The 17,095-nt window shown below is 70.2% G+C and carries 16 protein-coding genes and 1 tRNA gene; 10 read left to right on the top strand and 7 right to left on the bottom strand.

The window, feature by feature from the left end; all coding sequences use genetic code 11:
• Positions 1-39: 39 nt before the first annotated feature.
• Together ACFXJ5_RS29810 and ACFXJ5_RS29815 are read right to left on the bottom strand one after the other, a co-directional pair.
• Positions 40-1,023 (bottom strand): SH3 domain-containing protein, encoded by a 984-nt coding sequence (locus ACFXJ5_RS29810; protein WP_384637676.1) that lies wholly within the window; start codon positions 1,021-1,023, stop codon positions 40-42.
• A 209-nt stretch (positions 1,024-1,232) separates the two neighbouring features.
• On the bottom strand, positions 1,233-1,730 hold the full coding sequence (locus ACFXJ5_RS29815) for a MarR family winged helix-turn-helix transcriptional regulator (RefSeq protein ID WP_384637679.1): 498 nt from the start codon (positions 1,728-1,730) through the stop codon (positions 1,233-1,235).
• Between the two features lie 121 nt (positions 1,731-1,851).
• On the opposite strand from ACFXJ5_RS29815, the gene ACFXJ5_RS29820 reads away from it, so the two are divergent.
• Positions 1,852-2,682 carry a trans-aconitate 2-methyltransferase gene (locus ACFXJ5_RS29820; protein ID WP_384637681.1) on the top strand — a complete coding sequence of 277 codons (831 nt, stop codon included), beginning with the start codon at positions 1,852-1,854 and terminating at the stop codon, positions 2,680-2,682.
• The gene (locus tag ACFXJ5_RS29825; RefSeq protein WP_384637684.1) at positions 2,679-3,065 is read left to right on the top strand and encodes a glyoxalase; all 387 of its coding nucleotides are present in this window, start codon (positions 2,679-2,681) and stop codon (positions 3,063-3,065) included. The genes ACFXJ5_RS29820 and ACFXJ5_RS29825 overlap by 4 nt, the downstream gene beginning before the upstream one ends.
• Before the next feature lie 35 nt (positions 3,066-3,100).
• Here the strand turns inward: ACFXJ5_RS29825 and ACFXJ5_RS29830 are convergent, their stop codons facing one another.
• Together ACFXJ5_RS29830 and ACFXJ5_RS29835 are read right to left on the bottom strand one after the other, a co-directional pair.
• Positions 3,101-3,703, bottom strand: a complete 603-nt coding sequence (locus ACFXJ5_RS29830; protein WP_384637888.1) for a TetR family transcriptional regulator — start codon at positions 3,701-3,703, stop codon at positions 3,101-3,103.
• Between the two features lie 70 nt (positions 3,704-3,773).
• Positions 3,774-4,772: an acyl-CoA desaturase gene (locus ACFXJ5_RS29835; RefSeq protein WP_384637687.1), complete on the bottom strand. Its 999-nt coding sequence runs from the start codon at positions 4,770-4,772 to the stop codon at positions 3,774-3,776.
• A gap of 309 nt (positions 4,773-5,081) precedes the next feature.
• Here ACFXJ5_RS29835 and ACFXJ5_RS29840 point away from each other — a divergent pair.
• The 7 genes from ACFXJ5_RS29840 to ACFXJ5_RS29870 all read left to right on the top strand — a co-directional run bounded on the left by ACFXJ5_RS29840 (position 5,082) and on the right by ACFXJ5_RS29870 (position 10,712).
• Positions 5,082-5,152 (top strand) — tRNA-Gln (locus ACFXJ5_RS29840).
• 107 nt (positions 5,153-5,259) lie between these two features.
• Positions 5,260-6,690 (top strand): bifunctional UDP-N-acetylglucosamine diphosphorylase/glucosamine-1-phosphate N-acetyltransferase GlmU, encoded by a 1,431-nt coding sequence (gene glmU, locus ACFXJ5_RS29845; protein WP_384637690.1) that lies wholly within the window; start codon positions 5,260-5,262, stop codon positions 6,688-6,690.
• Between the two features lie 107 nt (positions 6,691-6,797).
• Positions 6,798-7,775, top strand: coding sequence for a ribose-phosphate diphosphokinase (locus ACFXJ5_RS29850; RefSeq protein ID WP_384637692.1), 978 nt, complete (start codon positions 6,798-6,800; stop codon positions 7,773-7,775).
• A 206-nt stretch (positions 7,776-7,981) separates the two neighbouring features.
• Positions 7,982-8,578: a 50S ribosomal protein L25/general stress protein Ctc gene (locus ACFXJ5_RS29855; RefSeq protein WP_384637695.1), complete on the top strand. Its 597-nt coding sequence runs from the start codon at positions 7,982-7,984 to the stop codon at positions 8,576-8,578.
• Positions 8,579-8,666: 88 nt separating this feature from the next.
• Positions 8,667-9,254 (top strand): aminoacyl-tRNA hydrolase, encoded by a 588-nt coding sequence (gene pth, locus ACFXJ5_RS29860; RefSeq protein WP_384637698.1) that lies wholly within the window; start codon positions 8,667-8,669, stop codon positions 9,252-9,254.
• Positions 9,255-9,309: 55 nt separating this feature from the next.
• On the top strand, positions 9,310-9,807 hold the full coding sequence (locus tag ACFXJ5_RS29865) for a hypothetical protein (protein WP_384637702.1): 498 nt from the start codon (positions 9,310-9,312) through the stop codon (positions 9,805-9,807).
• Positions 9,808-10,001: 194 nt separating this feature from the next.
• Entirely contained in the window at positions 10,002-10,712 is a 711-nt protein-coding gene (locus ACFXJ5_RS29870) for an LPXTG cell wall anchor domain-containing protein (RefSeq protein WP_384637704.1), read from the top strand.
• Positions 10,713-10,775: 63 nt separating this feature from the next.
• Here the strand turns inward: ACFXJ5_RS29870 and ppc are convergent, their stop codons facing one another.
• Complete coding sequence (gene ppc / locus ACFXJ5_RS29875; RefSeq protein WP_384637707.1) at positions 10,776-13,502, bottom strand: phosphoenolpyruvate carboxylase; 2,727 nt, start codon at positions 13,500-13,502, stop codon at positions 10,776-10,778.
• 156 nt (positions 13,503-13,658) lie between these two features.
• Here ppc and ACFXJ5_RS29880 point away from each other — a divergent pair, with 156 nt between their 5' ends.
• Positions 13,659-14,918, top strand: a complete 1,260-nt coding sequence (locus ACFXJ5_RS29880) for a sensor histidine kinase (protein ID WP_384637709.1) — start codon at positions 13,659-13,661, stop codon at positions 14,916-14,918.
• An 11-nt stretch (positions 14,919-14,929) separates the two neighbouring features.
• Here ACFXJ5_RS29880 and ACFXJ5_RS29885 read toward each other — a convergent pair whose 3' ends face one another.
• A complete protein-coding gene (locus ACFXJ5_RS29885; RefSeq protein WP_384637712.1) occupies positions 14,930-15,919 on the bottom strand; it encodes a zinc-binding dehydrogenase in 990 nt (329 codons plus the stop codon).
• Between the two features lie 117 nt (positions 15,920-16,036).
• Complete coding sequence (locus ACFXJ5_RS29890; protein ID WP_384637715.1) at positions 16,037-17,023, bottom strand: DivIVA domain-containing protein; 987 nt, start codon at positions 17,021-17,023, stop codon at positions 16,037-16,039.
• Positions 17,024-17,095 lie beyond the last annotated feature (72 nt).

The following is a 17,095-nucleotide window of genomic DNA, read 5'->3' on the forward strand; positions in this document are numbered from 1 at the left end:
GGGAAAGCAGGCCGCCGGGTCACCGATGGAGCCGGTGTCTTAGTTGCCACCCTTGGAGCTGTTCCAGCTGTTCTCCCAGCCGGAATCGTTGTTCCAGCTCTCGTTGCTGTTCCAGCTGGACTCCTGGTTTTCACCCTTGTTGCCGTACTGGCTCCCGCTGTTGCCGTGCTGGCTTTCACTGTTGTTGCTGTTGCCGTGCTGGCTTCCGCTGTTGTTGCTGTTGCCCTCATGCGAGCCGTTGTTGCCGTTGTTGCCCTCATGCGAGCCGTTGTTGCCGTTGTTGCCGTGGTGCGAGCTGTTGTTGTCGCGGCAGTTGTCGCGGCCGTTGTCGCGGCCGTTCTCGCGGCCATTGTCCCGGCCGTTGTCGCGGCCGTTCTCGCGGCCGTTGTCGCGGCCGTTCTCGCGGCCGTTCTCGCGGCAGTTGTCACGACCGTCTTCGCGGCCATGGTGGTTGTTGTGGCTGTTGAAGTCGTCCTGCCGCTGCTTGAAGTGGCAATAGCGCGGGGCCGGGCCGATGTTGGTGATGTAGCGCGCGGCCGACCAGGCCCAGTAGCCCTTGGCGAGCTTGTACCAGCGCGGGTTGCCGTCGACGCTCTGCGCGTACACCTTGCACTGGATCCACACCTCCGCGCCCCGCGGCAGGGTGCCGAGGACGCGGGCGCGGGTGCTGGGGGCGGAGCGGATCCGCAGGCCGATACGGGAGATGACCCGGCCCTTGTAGAACGAGCGGTGCGGATAGTCGACCGAGGCCGCCGAGGACATCTCGCCGGACAGGTCCGGGAGTTGGGCGTCGGAGGCGTCCGGGGCGTCGATGTCGCCGGGGATGGCCGGCGTCGTCACTTCGTCGTCGAAGGCCGGCGCGAGGCCGTCGTCGCCCGTGTTGGGGGACGTGACCTCCGGGCCGTTGCCCGGCGGCGTGTCGTCGGCGAAGGCCGTGCCGGTGGTGCCGAATGCGAGCGCCGAGGCGAGGACACCCGTGGCGGCCGCGCTGGCTATCTTGGTCAGGCTCTTCTGCAGAGTCATCTGCATCTCCAATGTTGGAGAGGGACCCGGCGTGGGTCCGGATTGGAAACCGACACGGAATTGCCAAACATGAACCGTGCCGGGTGCCGCAAAAGTGACCATTTGGGTCTTTATGCGGCCTTCACACCCTCAAGCTAGGTGTGCCACTATGAGTACGCAACCGGTAGCAGTGCGTGGCCACTGGGGGGCCCGCGAAACAAGATCCCGAATCAGCCCGGGACGTTGTCGAAGGGTGCGGTCAACTGCCGCAGAAGATTCGCCAGTTCGCCGCGCTGGCGGTCTGAGAGCTCGGCCAGGATCGCCCGCTCCTGGGCCAGAAGTCCGGCGAGGGCCTGATCGGCCCGGTCCTGCCCCTCCGGGGTGAGGCGCACCAGTACTCCGCGCCGGTCCGAGGGGTCCGGAAGCCGCTCGACGAGGCCCTTTTTGGCCAGCCGGTCGATGCGGTTGGTCATCGTGCCCGAGGTGACCAGTGTCTGGGTCAGCAGCTGGCCGGGGGAGAGCTGATACGGCTGCCCGGCACGGCGCAGCGAGGTCAGGACGTCGAACTCCCAGGGCTCCAGGCTGTGCTCGGAGAACGCCAGCCGTCGCGCCCGGTCCAGATGCCGGGCCAGCCGGCTCACCCGGCTCAGTACCTCAAGCGGCTCAACGTCGAGGTCGGGGCGCTCTCGGCGCCATGCAGCGACCAGCCGGTCGACCTCGTCCTCCATGGAGATCAGTGTAGTGGTTCTGTCGACATGAAGTCTCTTGACATCAAGAGATTAATTCGGGGAACGTATGGGCAATGTCGGGCCCAGGAGCCGGATTCGCTCTTGACCAGGGAGTACGAAAATGCAACCTGCAGCCAGTTGGGACCCCCAGCAGTACCTCCGACACGCCACTCACCGCACCCGTCCCTTCCACGACCTCCTCGCCCGTATATCCGAGCTCCCCGGCCACCCCCCGCGCATCGCGGACATCGGCTGTGGCCCGGGCAATGTCACCGTCCTGCTCACCCACCGCTGGCCGGACGCCCATGTCACCGGCTATGACAGCTCCCCCGACATGCTGGAGGCGGCCACGTCGTACGAAGGCGCCACCCCCGGCGGCGGCCGCCTCGACTTCGCCCCTGCCGACGCCGCCCACTGGACCCCGGACCAGACCTACGACCTGATCGTCTCCAACGCCGCCCTCCAATGGGTCGAGGGCCACGCCGACCGCTTTCCCGCCTGGTACGAGCACCTCGCACCCGGCGGCACCTTCGCCTTCCAGGTCCCGGGCAACTTCACCTCCCCCAGCCACGCCCTGCTCGGCGAGCTCTGCGACGCCCCCCAGTGGCGCGACCGCCTCGGCGACGGCCACGGCCGCCGTTTCATCCACATCCTCGAACCCGCCGGCTATCTGGAACGCCTCTCCGATCTCCCCGGCCTGGCCGACGAGCCCGACGTCTGGGAGACCACGTACGTCCAGCTCCTCCAGGGCGACGATCCGGTCCTCGACTGGACCAAGGGCACCGCGCTGCGCCCCGTCCTCACCGCCCTGGCCGACGACCCCGCCGCCCGTCGGGAGTTCCTCGCCCAGTACCGCGACCTGCTCCGCAAGGCCTATCCGGCAGGCCCGCGCGGCACTGTCTTCCCCTTCCGGCGCATCTTCGCCGTCGTACGAAAGAAGGCCGTCCGGTGACCTCAGGGATATCCGCCATCGACCATGTCCAGCTCGCCGCCCCGGCGGGCAGCGAGGACGCCCTGCGTACGTACTACGTGGGCACCCTCGGCCTCACCGAACTGGCCAAGCCGCCCGTCCTGGCCGCCAAGGGCGGCTGCTGGTTCGCGACGGGGGACGGCACCGTCCAGCTGCACCTGGGTATCGAAGCCGACTTCCGCCCCGCGAGGAAGGCCCACCCGGGCGTGCGGGTCACCGGCATCCACGACTTCGCCAAGCAGCTGGAGGAACGCGGCGCCCCGGTCGTCTGGGACTACGACCTGCCGGGGCACATGCGCTTCTTCTCCGAGGACCCGGTCGGCAACCGGCTGGAATTCCTTGAGCCGGTCGCGTTAAGGGAGTGAGCGCGACGAGGGCCGGTCTTCGCGAAGACCGGCCCTCAGTTCTTGCGGTGTCCGATGAGGCGTGGCTTGGGCTCCAGCCCCGACAGCCCGTTCCAGGAGAGATTGACCAGGTGGGCGGCGACCTCGGCCTTCTTCGGCTTCTGTGTCTCCAGCCACCACTGCCCGGTCAGCGCCACCATGCCGACCAGGGCCTGTGCGTACATCGGCGCCATCTTCGGGTCGAAGCCCCGCTGCTTGAACTCCATCCCCAGGATGTCCTCGACCTGCGTCGCGATATCGCTGATCAGCGACGCGAAGGTGCCGGTCGACTGCGCCACCGGGGAGTCCCGGACGAGGATCCGGAAACCGTCCGTGTACTGCTCGATGTAGTCCAGCAGCGCGAAGGCCGCCTGCTCCAGCAGCTCCCGCGGATGGCCGCCGGTCAGGGCGCCGGTGACCATGTCGAGCAGCCGGCGCATCTCGCGGTCCACGACGACGGCGTAGAGCCCCTCCTTGCCGCCGAAGTGCTCGTAGACGACCGGCTTGGAGACCCCCGCCTTGTGCGCGATCTCCTCCACCGAGGTGCCCTCGAAGCCGCGCTCCGCGAAGAGCGTCCGGCCGATGTCCAGAAGCTGCTCGCGGCGCTCCTTGCCCGTCATCCGTACGCGCCGGGCACGCCGCGACCCCGTACCCTCGCTGCTCCTGCCAGTGCCGTCGCTCACGCGTCAATCATGCCGCTTCACTGACACTCTCTTTACGCCGGGCCGCGATACGGTCAGCGGTCGGCCAGCGGACGTCGGTCGCCCAGCCCAGCTGTTCGAACCAGCGGATGAGCCGCGCACTGGAGTCGATCTGCCCGCGGAGGACCCCGTGGCGGGCGGATGTCGGCTCGGCGTGGTGGAGGTTGTGCCAGGACTCACCGCAGGACAGCACGGCCAGCCACCAGACGTTCCCCGACTTGTCCCGGGAGCGGAAGGGGCGCTTGCCGATGGCGTGGCAGATCGAGTTGATCGACCAGGTCACGTGGTGCAGCAGCGCGACCCGCACGAGCGAGCCCCAGAAGAACGCCGACGCGGCTCCCGTCCAGGACATCGTGACCAGACCGCCCACCAGTGGCGGCAGCGCCAGCGACAACGTCGTCCAGAACCAGAAGTCGCGGCTGACCCGCCGCAGCGCCGGGTCCTTGATCAGGTCCGGGGCGTACTTGCCCTGCGGCGTCTGCTCCTCGTCGAACATCCATCCCATGTGCGCCCACCACAGGCCCTTGAGCAGGGCCGGGACCGTCTCGCCGTACTTCCACGGGCTGTGCGGGTCGCCTTCGGCGTCGCTGAACTTGTGGTGCTTGCGGTGGTCGGCCACCCAGCGCACGAGCGGTCCCTCGACCGCCATCGAGCCGGCGACGGCGAGCGCGATCCTGAGCGGGCGGTTGGCCTTGAAGGACCCGTGGGTGAAGTACCGGTGGAAGCCGATCGTGATGCCGTGGCAGCCGAGGTAGTACATGCCCACCATCAGGCCCAGATCCAGCCAGCTCATCCCCCATCCCCACGCGAAGGGGATCGCGGCCAGCAGTGCCACGAATGGGATCCCGATGAACAGACCCAGCGTGATCTGCTCGAGCGATCCCTTCTTGTCACCGCCCAGCGTCGCCTTCGGCAGCGCCGTCGCCTCGTTCGCCGTCCCGGACCCGGGTTCCCGGGGCTCTGTGATCACGTCTGTCTCTGTGGTCATGGTGATCCCTCGCCAGGGGTGTGGTGTGTGGGGGTTTCATACGATGTGCCGTGCTACGGAACCGTAACCTACGGCCTCGGAAGTATGGCAGCGCCAAGTTGCGATGGAACAGAGCCTGCGTGTCGGCGTGGAATACGGTTCTCTGCTCTTGTACCCAGGTTCGGGCGGCACGCTCGTGGAGATTCACCCGAACCTGTGGGTGATCCCGCGGGTGATCTACGCCCTCGCGTCGAGGACTGCCGGTACGGCATAGTGGTGGGCGTCGATTCGGCGGCCTGATCAGGGGGTCCGAGTCGGCTGGATGTGCTATCCGCTGTGGTGTAATGGCAGCACTGTCGGTTTTGGTCCGATAAGTCCGGGTTCGAATCCTGGCAGCGGAGCGTAATGTTCGGGCTGCGACCTTCCGTCGTGGCCCGCACGCATTTCTGGCCTGAAACGCCCCGGTATCCTGCGGGTGTCACTGACCCGATGCCGAGGAGCCCCTCCTGTGAGCGCCCATCGCCCGGCTGCTGTCGTCGTTCTTGCCGCGGGTGAGGGCACCCGCATGAAGTCGGCAACGCCAAAAGTCCTGCATACGATCAGCGGCCGGAGCCTCGTCGGCCATGTCGTGGCGGCCGCGAGTGCCCTGGACCCGGAGTACCTGGTGGTCGTGGTGGGCCACGCCCGGGAGCAGGTCACGGCGCACCTGGAAGAGATCGATCCCGGGATCCGCACGGCCGTCCAGCACGAGCAGAACGGGACCGGCCACGCCGTCCGCGTCGCCCTGGAGACGCTCCCCGCGCTGACCGGCACCGTCGTGATCACCGCCGGGGACACCCCACTGCTCACCGACGGCACGCTGACCGCCCTCGTGGCGGCGCACCAGGCCGACGGCAACGCCGTGACCGTCCTGTCGGCAGAGGTCCCGGACCCGACCGGCTACGGGCGGATCGTACGGGCGGCGGACGGCGCGGTGCTGGCCATCGTGGAGCAGAAGGACGCCGACGGCGGGCAGCAGGCGATCCGGGAGATCAACTCCGGGGTCTTCGCCTTCGACGCGCGGCTGCTCGCGGACGCGCTGGGCAAGGTGACGACGGACAACGCGCAGGGCGAGGAGTACCTCACCGACACCCTGGAGATCCTCCGCGAGGCCGGTCACCGGGTCGGCGCCGCGATCGCCGCCGACCACCGCGAGATCGCCGGGATCAACAACCGCGTACAGCTCGCCCAGGCCCGTCGGAGCCTCAACGACCGTCTGTTGGAGCGGGCGATGCTGCAGGGCGCGACGATCGTCGACCCCGCCTCGACCTGGGTGGACGTCACCGTGGAGTTCGAGCCGGACTCCCTCGTGCTGCCCAACACCCAGCTGCACGGGGCGACCCGGATCGCCACCGGCGCCGAGGTGGGCCCGAACAGCACACTCACGGACACCACGGTCGGCCCCGGGGCCCGGGTGAGCAACACGGTCGCGGACAGCGCCGAGATCGGCGAGGAGGCGACGGTCGGCCCGTTCGCGTACCTGCGGCCCGGCACCAGGCTCGGCCCGAAGTCCAAGGCGGGTACGTACGTCGAGATGAAGAACGCCACGATCGGCGAGGGTACGAAGGTGCCGCATCTGTCGTACGTGGGCGACGCGACGATCGGCGAACACACCAACATCGGTGCCGCCAGCGTGTTCGTGAACTACGACGGCGAGACGAAGCACCACACGACGGTCGGCAGCTACTGCAAGACGGGTTCGGACAATATGTTCGTGGCGCCTGTCACAGTCGGGGACGGTGCCTACACTGCCGCGGGCTCGGTGATCACGAAGGATGTGCCGGCCGGCTCGCTGGCCGTCGCCCGTGGCCAGCAAAGGAATATCGAAGGCTGGGTGGCCAGAAAGCGTCCTGGAAGTGCCGCCGCACAGGCCGCCGAAGCGGCCCGGCGCGGCGAGTAAAGGGGCGGTTCGGGGCGTTCCCCCGCGTGTACGGGTGTCTTGAACAGCGCGTACCGTGTGAGGAGCACACAATTTCGCCGCCAGTCGAACTCCAAGGAGACGGTGCAGTGACCGGGATCAAGACGTCCGGTGAGAAGAAGCTGATGCTCTTCTCCGGCCGCGCACACCCCGAGCTCGCGGAGGAGGTCGCCCACACGCTGGGCGTGAGCCTCGTACCGACGAAGGCGTTCGACTTTGCGAACGGCGAGATCTACGTCCGCTTCGAGGAGTCGGCTCGTGGTTCCGACGCGTTTGTGATCCAGAGTCACACCGCTCCGATCAACAAGTGGATCATGGAGCAGCTGATCATGATCGACGCGCTGAAGCGGGCCTCCGCGAAGCGCATCACCGTGGTCGTGCCGTTCTACGGTTACGCGCGCCAGGACAAGAAGCACCGCGGTCGCGAGCCGATCTCGGCCCGCCTGATCGCCGACCTGCTGAAGACCGCGGGCGCGGACCGGATCCTGACCGTGGACCTCCACACGGACCAGATCCAGGGCTTCTTCGACGGTCCGGTGGACCACCTGTTCGCGCTGCCGCTGCTGGCGGACTACGTGGGCGCCAAGGTGGACCGGAGCAAGCTGACCATCGTCTCCCCGGACGCCGGCCGCGTCCGGGTGGCCGACCGCTGGTGCGACCGCCTCGGCGCGCCGCTGGCGATCGTGCACAAGCGTCGCGACCCGGATGTGGCGAACCAGGTCACCGTCCACGAGGTCGTGGGTGACGTGAAGGGGCGTATCTGCGTCCTGGTCGACGACATGATCGACACCGGCGGCACGATCTGCGCGGCCGCGGACGCGCTGTTCGCGAACGGCGCCGAGGACGTCATCGTGACCGCGACGCACGGCGTGCTGTCCGGTCCGGCGGCGGACCGGTTGAAGAACTCGAAGGTGAGCGAGTTCATCTTCACCGACACCCTGCCGACGCCGGGCGAGCTGGAGTTGGACAAGATCACGGTGCTGTCGATCGCGCCGACGATCGCCAACGCGGTGCGCGAGGTGTTCGAGGACGGTTCGGTGACGAGCCTCTTCGAGGACGCGCACTGATCGCTGCGCTGGTCGCGGCATTGATCGCGTAGAAGATCGATTTCTGAGCGGGCCTCCCCGCCGGGTAGACTCCAGGAGTTGCTCGGCGAGGGAGGCCCCCTCTGTTTTCACGGCCTCCGTTATCGGCGCGCTCCTCGTACAGGAACGGCCCGTCGTGGGCCGGGTGACGTGAACGCCCCGTCTTTCTATTGCGAGGAGTGAGCTTCATGGCCGAGATCAAGATCTCCGGTGAGACCCGTACCGAGTTCGGCAAGGGCGCTGCCCGTCGTGCCCGTCGCGCCGGCCTGGTGCCTGCCGTCATCTACGGTCACGGTGCCGAGCCGAAGCACGCCAACCTGCCGGGCCACGAGCTGCTGCTCGCGCTCCGCACCAAGAACGTGCTGATCAGCATCGACATCGACGGCAAGTCCGAGCTGGTCATCCCCAAGGCCGTCCAGCGTGACGCCATCAAGGGCTTCCTCAAGCACGTGGACCTGCTCACCGTCGTGCGCGGCGAGAAGGTCACCGTCGAGATCCAGGTCCTGACCGAGGGCGAGCTGGCCCCCGGTGGCAACCTGCTCGAGCACGTGCTGAACGCCCTGCCCGTCGAGGCCGAGGCCACGCACATCCCCGAGTCGGTCACCGTCTCCATCGAGGGCCTGGAGGCCGGTGCCTCCATCCTCGCCAAGGACATCCCGCTGCCCCAGGGCACCACGCTCGCCGTCGACGAGGACACGGTCGTCCTGCAGATCCTGGCCGCGCAGGCCGAGGTCGCCGAGGAAGGTGCCGAGGCCGAGGAAGGCGCCGAGAGCACCGAGGCCTGATCGGGTTCCGCACTTCTCGCAGTACCGTGCCGCCGCCCCGCTCCTCTCGGAGCGGGGCGGCGGTTCCTGTTGAATGGACGGCATGAGCATGAGCGCATCGGAAGCGACCCCGGAGGGGCCCTGGCTGGTGGCCGGGCTGGGCAATCCGGGGCCCGAGTACGCCGGGAACCGGCACAACATCGGCTTCATGGTGGCCGATCTCCTCGCGGAGCGGATCGGCGGCCGATTCAAGTCGCACAAGAGCCGCGCCCAGGTGGTGGAGGGACGGATCGGCGGCCGCCGGGTGGTGCTGGCCAAGCCGATGACGTACATGAACCTGTCCGGTGGTCCGGTGACGGCGCTGCGCGACTTCTACAAGGTGCCGGTGGGAAACATCATCGCGGTCCATGACGAGCTGGACATCGACTACGCGACGCTGCGCCTGAAGAAGGGCGGCGGCGACAACGGCCACAACGGGCTGAAGGCGATCACGAAGTCGCTGGGGCCCGACTATCTGCGGGTGCGGTGCGGGATCGGCCGGCCGCCCGGGCGGATGGATGTGGCGGCGTTCGTGCTGAAGGACTTCTCCTCCGCCGAACGCAAGGAGCTCGACTGGTTCGTGGACCGGGCGGCGGATTCGGTGGAGGCGCTGATCTCGGAGGGCCTGGAGCGGGCGCAGACCACGTACAACAGCTGATCTGACAGCTGACGGCGGTTGACCGAGGGGCAGGTTTTGGCCAAGGATCGCCCGCATGGTCAAACGGAGCCGTTCCCGCCGCACCGCCGAGGGCGCCTTCGGGCTGCTGCTCCTCGGTAAGGTCCTGTTGTTGTCCGCCCTGGTGCTGCTGATCCTCACCGCGGGGGTGTGGACCTCCTGGAAGACCGCCCAGCACGTGATGCTCACCAAGGGGCGGGAGCACGGCACGATGACGGTGTCGGCCTGCGGGGAGAACACCTGCACCGGCCCCTTCCTGCCGAAGGACGGCCAGGGCACCGTCCGGGCGAAGGTGACGATCGACAAGTCGGTCACCCACCACACCGGCGAGCAGATCCCGGTCGCGGTCGAGCCCGGCACGTCCACGGTGGTGCGCGCCGACCTGGCCGGCGTGCTGCACACCTGGATCCCGCTGGGCGGCGCACTGTTGCTGGCCGCCCTGGTGCTGGCGGGCGGCCTGCGGTTGCGCCGTACGGCCTGGGGCGCCGCACTGGCCGGGGGCGGGCTGCTGTTCGCGGCGTTCCTGGCGCTGTGAGCGGCTGGGGTCGGGCCGGGTCCCCCCAGCTGAACTGACCGGCTTGGCCGGATTGTTACGCCCCGCCTATGGGATTCCTGTGTCGAAATGGGGCGCATGGGGTGTTGTTGGCCTTGACGGGCGGGTGAGTTGGCTGGAACCTGCTCTCCTCTCCCCGCATTGTCGCCATCTTTCACCCTCAGGTTGGTATGCCCATGCGCACCCTGTCCCCGGCCTGCGCGGTCATAGCGGCGGTTTCGCTGCTGCTCGCACCCGCTGCCGCTCCCGCTTTCGCGGCCGACGGCACGTACACGGTTCCACTGCACCAAGACCTCCCGCTGACCGCCACCTCAGACGGCGTCGAGAACGAGGCGGACTGCTCCACGATCCCCGACGACCAGGACGGCTGGCACTTCGTCCTGCCCGGGAACTCCACGGACTTCGTCAAGCTCACGGTGACCTTCAAGCCCGGCGGGGAGCAGGTCGTCACCGACTTCGGGCCGCCGTCCGACAAGCACGCGTACGTGGCGTCCGAGCCGGGCGCGGAGCTGGTCTCCGCGGTCGCCGAGGTCGAGGGCGGCAACGTCGAGTGGTTCAACCTGTCGCACACCTGCCCGGCTTCCGGCTCCTCGGAATCCTCGGCGCCGGCCACGCCGTCCAGCCCGGCTCCGTCCACCACGCAGCCCGGTGGTGCCGGCGGCGGCACGCCGACGTCCTCGGAGTCCGCTTCGCCGTCCGCCTCGTCCTCGGAGTCCGCTTCCGCTGCGCCGTCCGCCTCGGCGTCAGCCACGGCTTCGGCGGCTGCCGACGACAGCGGCCTCGCCGAGACCGGTGCGAACGTCGGCGGCATCGCCCTCGCGGCCGTGCTGCTGCTCGGTGCCGGCGCGGCGACCCTGGTGATGCTGCGGCGACGCCGTAAGGCCTGAGCAGTCCGATCGGAAACGCCGATGGCGCCGGCCCCTTCGCGGGGTCGGCGCCATCGCCTTGTCTCAGCCCGTGTTGCGCAGGCCGGCCGCCACGCCGTTGACCGTCAGCAGCAGGGCGCGGGCCAGCAGCGGGTCCGGGTCCTCGCCGCGGGCGGCGGCTTCGCGCTGGCGGTGCAGCAGGGCGACCTGGAGGTACGAGATCGGGTCGAGGTAGGCGTCGCGGATGTGGAAGGTCTGCCGCAACGCCGGCTGGCCCTCCAGCAGTTCGCTCTCGCCGGTGATGCGCAGGACTTCCTCGACCGTGAGCGCGTGCTCGGCCTTGATGACGTCGAAGATGTGCTTCAGCTCGTCGGGGACGAGCGTGTCGACGTAGTGCTGGGCGATCCGCAGGTCCGTCTTGGCCAGCGTCATCTCGACGTTGGACAGGAAGTTGCGGAAGAAGTGCCACTGCTCGTGGGCTTCGGTGAGCTCCTGCTCGAGTCCCGCCTCGCGGGCCGCCCTCAGGCCCGATCCGACGCCGAACCAGCCCGGCACGATCTGCCGCGACTGGGTCCAGCCGAACACCCACGGGATGGCCCGCAGTCCGTCCAGGCCCGCGCCGGAGTCCGGGCGGCGGGACGGGCGCGAGCCGAGGTGCAGCTCGGCGAGCTGGTCGACGGGCGTCGAGGCGAAGAAGTACGAGGGCAGGTCCGGGTCCTCGACCAGGTGCCGGTACGCGGCGTGCGCGGCGTCCGAGACGACGTCCATGGCGGCGTCCCAGCGGGCCAGCGCCTCGTCGGACTGGCGGGGCGCGGTGTGCAGGGCGGAGGCCTGCAGCGTTGCCGCGACGGTCAGTTCGAGGTTCTCCCGGGCCAGCGACGGGATGAGGTACTTGTCGGAGATGACCTCACCCTGCTCGGTGACCTTGATCTCGCCCTCCAGCGTGCCCCAGGGCTGGGCGAGGATCGCGTCGTGCGAGGGGCCGCCGCCCCGGCCGACGGTGCCGCCGCGGCCGTGGAAGAGCCGCAGGCGTACGCCGTGCCGGTGGGCGACGTCACGCAGTCGGCGCTGGGCGCGGTGGATCTCCCACTGGGAGGTCGTGATGCCGCCGAACTTGGAGGAGTCGGAGTAGCCGAGCATCACCTCCTGCACGTCGCCGCGCAGCGAGACGAGCTTGCGGTAGGAGGGGTCGGAGAGCATCTCGTCGAGGAGCTGGTCGGCGATCTTGAGCTCGTCCGTGGTCTCCAGCAGCGGCACGATGCCGATCCTGGCGACCTCGCCGTGCAGGTCGATCAGCCCGGCCTCGCGGGCGAGCACCGCCGCCGCGAAGACGTCGTCGGAGCCGAGGCACATCGAGATGATGTACGACTCCATGACCTCGGGCCCGAAGCGCTCGAAGGCCTCGCGGATGGTGTGGAACACCCCGAGGGTCTTGGTGCCTTCCGCGTCCAGCGGGGCCGGGGTGCCGGCCAGCGGGCGGCGCGAGCGCAGCTCCTTGGCGAGCAGCTTGCGCCGGTAGTCGCGCGGCATGTCCGCATACCGCCAGGACTCCTCGCCGAGGCGGTCGAAGAGCTGGCCGAGGGCGTGGTGGTGGGCGTCGGCGTGCTCGCGTACGTCCATGGTGGCGAGCTGCAGGCCGAAGGCGGCGAGCGTACGGATCACCCGGTCCAGGCGGCCGTCGGCGATCAGCTCGCCCTTGTGCGCGCGCAGCGAGTCCTGGAGCAGGCGCAGGTCGGCCAGCAGTTCGGCGGTGCCGAGGTAGTCGCGGCCCTCGACGTGCGGGGCGCCCTTGGCGAGGCGCTGGCGGGTGTTGACGAGCTTCTGGCGGACGCAGGTCGCCTTGAGGCGGTAGGGCTCCTCGGAGTTGAGCCGCTTGTAGCGCGGGCTGATCTCCGGGAGGAGGGCGAGGTCGCGGTCGAGGGAGTCCAGCAGCTCCTGGCTCGCGCCGGTGTTGCGGATGGAGTTGGACAGGGCGGCGCGCAGGTCGTCGATGAGGGCCAGCGCGTCGTTGATGCCGTGCTCGTGCTGGAGCAGCAGCACGTCCCAGGTCACGGCGGGGGTGACGTTGGGGTTGCCGTCCCGGTCGCCGCCGATCCAGGTGCCGAAGGTCAGCGGGCGGGTCTCGGGCGGCAGCGGCACGCCGACCCGCTCCAGCTCGGCGGACAGGTCCTCGAGTACGTACCCGACGGCGCCGCTGTGCAGCTCGTCCAGGTAGTAGATGGCGTTGCGGGCCTCGTCGGCGGGCTCGGGGCGTACGACCCGGAGCTCGTCGGTCTGCCAGAGCAGGTCGATGTTCTCGGCCAGGCGCAGGTCGGCGCGGCGGCGGTCGCCGCCCTCCGACGGCTTGTCCAGGAGCGCGGCGATACGGCGCAGCTTGTTGAGGACGCTGCGGCGGGCGGCCTCGGTGGGGTGGGCGGTGAAGACCGGACGTACGTTGAGGTGCTTGACGGTCTCGCGTACGTGCTCGGGGTCGGCGTCCTTGAGCAGGTCGGCCGTCTGGGCGAGCAGTCCGCCGTCGGCGGCGCGGCGGGCGCGCAGCTCGCGGCCACGGTGCACCTGCTCGGTGACGTTCGCCAGGTTGAAGTAGGTGGAGAAGGCGCGCACCAGCTTGGCGGCCGTCTGCAGATCGGTCTCACCCAGCAGCTCGGCGGCGGCCTCGCCGTCGGTCCGGGTCAGGGCACGGACCTTCTCGACGAGGTCGAGGAGCTCCTGGCCCTCCTGCCGGACGAGCGTCCCGCCGAGCAGGTCACCCAGCCGGCGGATGTCCGCGCGTAGGGGCGCGCTCTCGGTCGTGATGTCGGCGCTGCTCACAGGTGCGGCTCCTCGTGCAGTGGAATGGGCGACGGGTGGGCGGACCGCGCTGTCCGACGGGCACCAGGATAGGTCGCAGCCGCCCCGGGGAGTCGTCGCGCCCGCCAGACGGACAGGGCGCAGGCAGGGCAGGAGGCAGGGCCTACGCTGGGGGACATGAGTACGACGGGGGAGTCCGTACCTCAGAAACGGGCAGGGGGCGGCCGGAGGGCCGCCGGGGGACCGTGGTGGTGGTCCAGGCGGCGCAGCATGGTGCTCGACGCCACGTTGGCCGCGATATCCGCGGTGGAGTGCTTGGTCGAGGGCGTGTCGTTCGCCCAGCGGACCGGCGTATCGGTGGTGGTCGCGGGCCTGTTCGGGCTGGTGACCGGCTCGGTGCTGCTGTTGCGGCGCCGCTGGCCGGTGGCGGTCGTCCTGGTGGCGATCGCGGTGACGCCGGCCCAGCTGGGCGTCGTGCTGAGCATGGTCGGCCTGTACACGCTGGCCGCGTCGGATGTGCCGCGCCGCATCACGGCGGTGCTGGCCGGCATGTCGGTGGCCGGCACGCTGATCGTGACCTTCCTCAAGACCGCCCAGGGCTACAACGGCCCCTTCGCGGCGGCGGTGGTCACCTCGGTGCTGGCGGCCGTGGGGCTCAACGCCCCGCCGGTGCTGCTGGGCCTGTATGTCGGGGCGCGGCGGCGGCTGGTGGAGAGCCTGCGCGAGCGGGCCGACGGCCTGGAGCGGGAGCTGTCGCTGCTCGCGGAGAAGGCCACGGAGCGCGCCGAACGTGCCCGTATGGAGGAGCGGACGCGCATCGCCCGCGAGATGCACGACGTCGTGGCCCACCGGGTGAGCCTGATGGTGGTGCACGCGGCCGCCCTGCAGGCGGTGGCGCTGAAGGATCCGCAGAAGGCCCACGCGAACGCCGAGCTGCTCGGGGACATGGGCCGCCAGGCCCTCAACGAACTGCGGCAGATGCTCGGTGTGCTGCGTACGGAGCCGGCCGCGCCGGCGGTGACCGCCGAGGAGGACGGGCCCTGTCTCGACGAGCTGGACGCGCTCGTGGAGGAGTCGCGTGCGGTCGGGATGGCCGTCGACTTCACGGTCGAGGGGGCCAGGCGGCCGGTCGCCGCGCGGGTCGAGACCACGGTGTACCGCGTCGTGCAGGAGGCGCTGACCAACGTCCACAAGCACGCCCCCGGGGCCAAGGCGCAGGTGCGCCTCGCCTATCGCCCCCAGGAAGTGGCGGTTCTGGTGCTCAACGGCCCGGCCGACGGTGCCTCGGCCGGGCCCTCGCTCCGGCTGCCCAGCGGCGGCAACGGCCTCATCGGGATGAAGGAACGTGTCGCCGCCCTCGGCGGAGGCTTCGCCGCCGGCGCCACCCGCGACGGCGGCTTCCGCGTCTCGGCCCTGGTGCCTGCCCGGACCGGCTGAGCCGCTTCGGGTCAGTGCTCGTCGGCTATGCGGATCCAGGTCTTGCCGGCCCGTTCGCGGGCGCCGGCGAAGGCGTCCTGGGCGGCCTGGAGGGGGAAGGCGGCGTCGATGACCGTGCTGGGGCGGAAGGCGGCCCGCTGGAGGTCGGCGATGGCGGCGGCGAAGTCGTCGGGGTGGTCGTAGATGAGGGAACCGCGCAGGACGAGCTGCTTGCGTACGACTTCCTCGACGGTGAAGGGGAGGTCCGCGCCACTGAGGCCGATCAGGACGGCGTTGGCCCCGGGGGCGCTGCGTTCGACGGCGGCGCGGAGGGCGGGGGCGTGGCCGGAGGTCTCGAAGACGTAGGTGTAGCCGCTGTCGGTGCCGGCGGCGACCGTGGCGCCGATCTCCTGGGCGCGGGCGAGGCGCTGGGGGTGGGGTTCGGTGACGGCGGGCTTGATGCCGAGTTCGAGGAGGGCGAGGCAGACCAGCAGGCCCTGCGCGCCGGCGCCGATGACGAGGCAGTGGTCGTCGGCGGTGACCTGGCTGCGCTGGACGGCGGTACGGGCGACGGCGTACGGCTCGACGCAGGCCAGGTCGGCGCCGGTGAGGCCGGCCGAGGGGGCGACGGGGTGCGCGAAGGGGGCGGGGACGGCGACGCGCTCGGCGAGGACGCCGGGGGCGTTCATGCCGACGATCGCGCGGTTCGGGCAGGCGGAGGTGCGGCCGCTGCGGCAGGCGGGGCAGTCCAGGCAGCTGTAGTTGGGCTCGATCGCGACGAGGTCGCCCAGCTCGCGGCCCCGGACGTCCGTGCCGAGGGCGGAGATCCGGCCGAAGCCCTCGTGGCCCATGACCCAGGGGGTGGCGGGCGGCAGGCGCCTGCCGTCGAAGACGGTGAGGTCGGAGCCGCAGAGCCCGACGCCGCCCATCTCGACCAGGACGTCGGCGGGGCCGAGGACGGGCTCGGGCCAGTCGGTGACCGTCTCGATCCGGCCGGGGCCGGTCAGTACCGCTGCTTTCACCGGGGCCTGCCTTTTCCGTTCACACAATGTACGGACTGGTTAGTTAGCTGAGTCGACCATAAGTCCGGGCCCGTGAATCGGGCAAGAGGGTGCCGGGCAATTTCTTGCCCCTGCCACCTATCCGGCTTCCGTCGCGTCCGTGTCCGCGTCCGCGTCCGCGTCCGTGCTGCCGGTGCCGGTGCCGGTGCCCGTGCCCGTGCCCGTGCCCGTGCCCGTGGCCGGGTCGGCGTCCGCTTCCTCCACGGGCTCGCGGCCGGTGAGGGCGGCGAGGGTGGAACGTACGTGGGCGAGGTGTTCGCGGATCTCCTCGCGGCGGACTTCGTGCTCGCGCAGCTCGCGCTCGGCCTCGCGGCGGATGCGCTCCTCGCGGACGCGGGCCTGGGTGAGGAGTTCGGAGGCGGCGGCCTCGGCATCGTCCTGGCGGCGGCGGGCCTCGGCCTGGGCGGTGGACAGGGTGCGTTCGGCCTCGCCGGTGAGGTTCTCGGCGTAGGCGGAGAGTTCGCCCATGCGGCTGTCGACGCCGGCCTCGCGCTCGGCGAATTCGTGGTGGTGGGCGTCGAGGCGTTCGCGGTACTCCTTGTCGAGCTCGGCGAGGGTGCTCTCCGAGTCGTGGCGTACGGCTTCGACGGTGCGCTGGGCTTCGCCGTGGAGGCGGGCGGCCTCGCGTTCGGCGTCGGCGCGGAGGGCGGCCGCACCGGCCCGGGCTTTGCCGATGACGTGCTGGACGTGTTCCTCGGCGGCGGCGAGGCGGGCCTGGGCGGCGGCCCGGGCTTCGTCGAGCAGGGCGAGGCGGGCGGCCTCGGCGGTGTCGTGGGCGTAGCGGGCCTCGGCCTCGGCGCGGCCGCGTACGGCGGCGGCCTCGTCCTCGACGAGGCGCATCAGCTCCTGGGCGCGGGGGCCGAGGGTGTCGTACGAGGGCGGCGCGAGGGTGGCGACGGCTTCGCGCAGCGCACGGCACTCGGCGTCCATCTCGTTGGCCAGGACGGTGAGCCGGGCGGCCCGCTCCCAGGCGGCGTCGCGGTCCTCGGAGAGCTCGTCCAGGAAGCGGTCGACCTGCTCGGGACGGTAGCCGCGGCCACGGGCGGTGCCAAAGCCGAAGTTCATGCGATGCCCCTCGTCGTATGCTCGCGCCCATTTAAATTGACTTGACCTATTTGTCCATAACGCGACACTCCG

Origin of the sequence: Streptomyces sp. NPDC059373, from assembly GCF_042751495.1 — a bacterium.
Taxonomy (GTDB): Bacteria; Actinomycetota; Actinomycetes; order Streptomycetales; family Streptomycetaceae; genus Actinacidiphila.